5 protein-coding genes are annotated in these 3,308 nt (G+C 72.9%); 1 reads left to right on the forward strand and 4 read right to left on the reverse strand.

Translation table 11 applies throughout. The features are described from left to right. The 3 genes from OP18_RS50395 to OP18_RS50405 form a co-directional block, all read right to left on the reverse strand. A partial coding sequence (locus OP18_RS50395) for an RICIN domain-containing protein (protein ID WP_245635819.1) occupies positions 1 to 739 on the reverse strand: 739 nt, incomplete at its 3' end. 150 nt (positions 740 to 889) lie between these two features. Beyond that, on the reverse strand, positions 890 to 1,564 hold the full coding sequence (locus OP18_RS54325; RefSeq protein ID WP_156090379.1) for a DUF6891 domain-containing protein: 675 nt from the start codon (positions 1,562 to 1,564) through the stop codon (positions 890 to 892). Between the two features lie 24 nt (positions 1,565 to 1,588). Beyond that, entirely contained in the window at positions 1,589 to 2,545 is a 957-nt protein-coding gene (locus tag OP18_RS50405) for a sigma-70 family RNA polymerase sigma factor (RefSeq protein WP_245635820.1), read from the reverse strand. Between the two features lie 97 nt (positions 2,546 to 2,642). Between OP18_RS50405 and OP18_RS50410 the strand changes: the two genes are divergently transcribed. Then, entirely contained in the window at positions 2,643 to 3,191 is a 549-nt protein-coding gene (locus tag OP18_RS50410; RefSeq protein ID WP_052388591.1) for a dihydrofolate reductase family protein, read from the forward strand. An 8-nt stretch (positions 3,192 to 3,199) separates the two neighbouring features. Here OP18_RS50410 and OP18_RS62270 read toward each other — a convergent pair whose 3' ends face one another. After that, positions 3,200 to 3,301, reverse strand: a complete 102-nt coding sequence (locus OP18_RS62270; RefSeq protein WP_281179594.1) for a DUF6069 family protein — start codon at positions 3,299 to 3,301, stop codon at positions 3,200 to 3,202. Positions 3,302 to 3,308: the final 7 nt, after the last annotated feature.

The following is a 3,308-nucleotide window of genomic DNA, read 5'->3' on the forward strand; positions in this document are numbered from 1 at the left end:
CGTTGGCCAGCTCGAACACCGGGTCCTGGCTCTCGCCCTGACCGCCGTCGCCGATGCAGCAGTACCGCTTCATCCCGCCGTCGAGCGTCCCCGACACCTTGATCGTGCCGTTGTTGACCGGGGCGTCGCCGGACTTCGTCGGCCACGTCGTGCTCGGGTTGGTGCCGCCGGTCGTCGGGGTGGTGGTGCCGACCTGGACCAGGCGCCACTGCTGGTTCGCCCCGTTGAGGTCGGTGTACTGCGAGATCCTGGCGCCGTTGGCGGTGGACCACTGCCAGACCTCGAGGGCCTTGCCGCTGTGCCGGTTGATGAGCTGGATCGCGTCGCCGATGGTCTGCACCGAGAACTGCTGGTTGTAGCCGCTGCTGATCGGCCACTGCCGGTACTCGGCGCCGTCGGCGGTGTTCCACTCCCACAGGTCGACGGCCTTGCCGCTGTGCCGGGCGACGATGCGCCACCACCCGGTGCCGGCCGACTCGAAGCGGAACTGCTGGCACTGGCAGCCGTTGCTGCTGTACTGGGTGACGGTGGCACCGTCCGCGGTGGACGCGCCGGTCACCTCCATCACCTTGCCGCTGTTGACGTTGACCAGGTTGTACCAGACCCCTTGCACGATCGTCGCCGCGTCCGCCGACCGGACCGCGACCGTCGTCACCGCGGCCACGACCGTCAGCACGACCGCGCCGAACAGCGCCGTCCGCCATCGCCGGACCCGCGCCGTTGCACTCACGAGCGCCACGTCTCAACCTCCACTCTGAGGAAAGCGCTTTCCTCGGTGGCGGACGGTATCGATGTGATTTGCTGTTGTCAATGCGCCGGCGTCCCGGGGCGCGGCGGCCCCACGTCAGCCCGCCGTCGATGAAAGACGGGCGTGAAACGTGACCCGGGCTCAGGTCAGCGGCACGTACCAGTGGGCGCCGGTGACCAGGATCCGGGTGGCCTGGTTGCGGTTCCAGGTGACCCGCATGCCGTGCCTGCGCAGCACCGGGAAGACCAGGTCGTCCAGCATGCGTTCCAGGTCGGCCTGGTACCGGTCGCGCTGCTCCTGCGGGGACAGCGCCTCGTAGGCGGCCTCGTCGAAGTCCTCCGGCGGGTACACGCCGTAGCCGAGGTAGACCGACCCGTCGGTGCTGGCGATCAGCGCCTCGGTGTCCTGCTGGTGGAACCACAGGTACCCGTGCCAGTGGCGGGACCCGTCGCGCTCGTCGTGGATCTCGCCGGACGCGCAGGTGCCGCAGCAGGAGAAGTTCGCCCTGGCCAGCACGCCCAGCTGGTTGAGCTCGGCGAAGGCGAGGCTCACGTTGCTCCGCACGTCGCCCCACTCGCGCTGCTGCGCCCGCCGGGCGTCGACGGCCCGCTCGTACGCCGCCGCCAGCTCCTCGTCGCCGACCCCGTGGCGGTCCTCGTCGTCGTCGAGGTAGTCGACGAACGCGGCGGCGTCGTCGCTGCCCCGCACGATCCAGGCCCACATCTGGTCCTCGATCTCGCCGCGGCCCGGCTCCGCGACCGTGTCGGGCAGGAACCGGACGCCGGCAGGACGCTCGTTGTAGGCCCACGCGCTCACGCACGCGATCATGGCACGTCCCGCTCAGCCGCGCGCCGGCAGGTCACCGGAGGGCGCTGTGGGGCGCAGGTCACCGGCGGGTGCTTCCGGGTCCAGGCTCGCCGGGAGGCCGAACACGGGGAACAGACCCGGCGCCTCGAACGCGTCCATCGCGGTGAGGAGCCCCGCCACCGGGCGCAGGACGATCAGCGCGAACGGCCGGAACGCGGGGTCGCCGTCGGCACGGACGTACGCGGCGGCCGCGGGCTGCCGGTTCGCCGCCGTCGGCAGCATCCGCCACCGGCCGGGGGTGTTCATGTCCCGCCGCAGGGCCTCGGCGACCGCCGGCCGGCCGGTCCACTCGCCGACGCCGGGCTCGATCGTCAGGCGCACGTCCTCGCGGAGCAGCCCGATGAGGGCCTCCGGGTCGGCCCGCTCGTGCGCGTCGATGTACCGCCGCAGCAGCTCCCGCTCCTCGCGGCCGGGTTCGCCGGCGGGCGCCCACTCCAGGCGGCCGCCGGGCCAGCGCCCGCGCAGCGTCGCCCTGGCCCGCTGCAGGGCGCTGTTGGCCGCCGGCACGCTCGTGCCCAGCAGGGCGGCCGTCTCGCCCGCCGACCAGGACAGCACGTCGCGCAGGATCAGCGCGGCCCGCTGGCGCGGCGGCAGGAGCTGGATCGCGGCGAGGAACGCCAGCGACATCGTCTCCCGGCCGACGGCCTGCGCGTCGGGGCCGGGCCGCTCGTCGAGCAGCTGGTCGGGGTACGGCTGCACCGGCGGCACCGTCCGCCGCAGTGTGTCCAGGCAGGCGTTGGTGGCGATGCGGTACAGCCAGGTCCGGGCGCTGGAACGCGCCTCGAACGTGTCCCGCGCCCGCCACGCCCGCAGGAACACCTCCTGCACGTGGTCCTCGGCCGCGTCGAACGAGCCGAGCATCCGGTAGCAGTACACGTGCAGCTCGCGCCGGTGCCGGCGGGTCAGCTCCGCGAACCTGGTGGCGTCCACGGGACCGTGCATACCCGTACCGGCGAGAAAATGATCGCCCAGATCACCGATGACATCGCCGTCCCACTGCGTCTGCACGGGTATGGCAATCGTTGAGGTGGACATCTCGGTATCGGTGGACGGCTTCGTCACGGGGCCTGACCTGCACACCTGGCCCGGCCTGGGCAAGGGCGGCGAGCGGCTGCACGCGTGGCTCGACCACGAGGAGGGGCGGCGGCTGAGCGACGCGACGTTCGCCGCGTCCGGCGCCGTCGTCACGAGCCGCCGGGTGTACGACGACACGGACGGCTGGGCCGCCGAGGACGGCTTCTTCCGCAGGCCGGTCCTCGTCGTGACCCACCGGCCGCACCCGGTGGTGCGCAAGGGCGACACCACGTTCACGTTCGTCACCGGCGGGGTCGCCGCCGCGCTGTCCGCCGCGGCGGCCGTCGCGGGACCGCAACGGGTGCACGTGATGGGCGGTGCGTCGATCGCCCGGCAGGCACTGCTGACCGGCCTCGTCGACCACCTCCGGCTGCACATCGCCCCGGTGCTGCTGGGCGCCGGCACCGCCCTGTTCGACGGTGCCGCCCGCGCGCTGGAGTGGCTGGAGACCGTCGACACGCCCGGGGCCACGCATGTGACGTACCGGGTCGGCCGACCCTGACCGGGGATTCAGCCGGCCAGGCGGCGGGCGATCGCCGGGATGACGATGGCGGCGGCGGCGAGGTGGGTGAGCATGAGCAGGGCTTTGGTGTCGAGGGTGGCGGGGGCGATGGCGTCG

This window comes from Dactylosporangium aurantiacum (assembly GCF_000716715.1).
GTDB classification, from domain to species: domain Bacteria; phylum Actinomycetota; class Actinomycetes; order Mycobacteriales; family Micromonosporaceae; genus Dactylosporangium; species Dactylosporangium aurantiacum.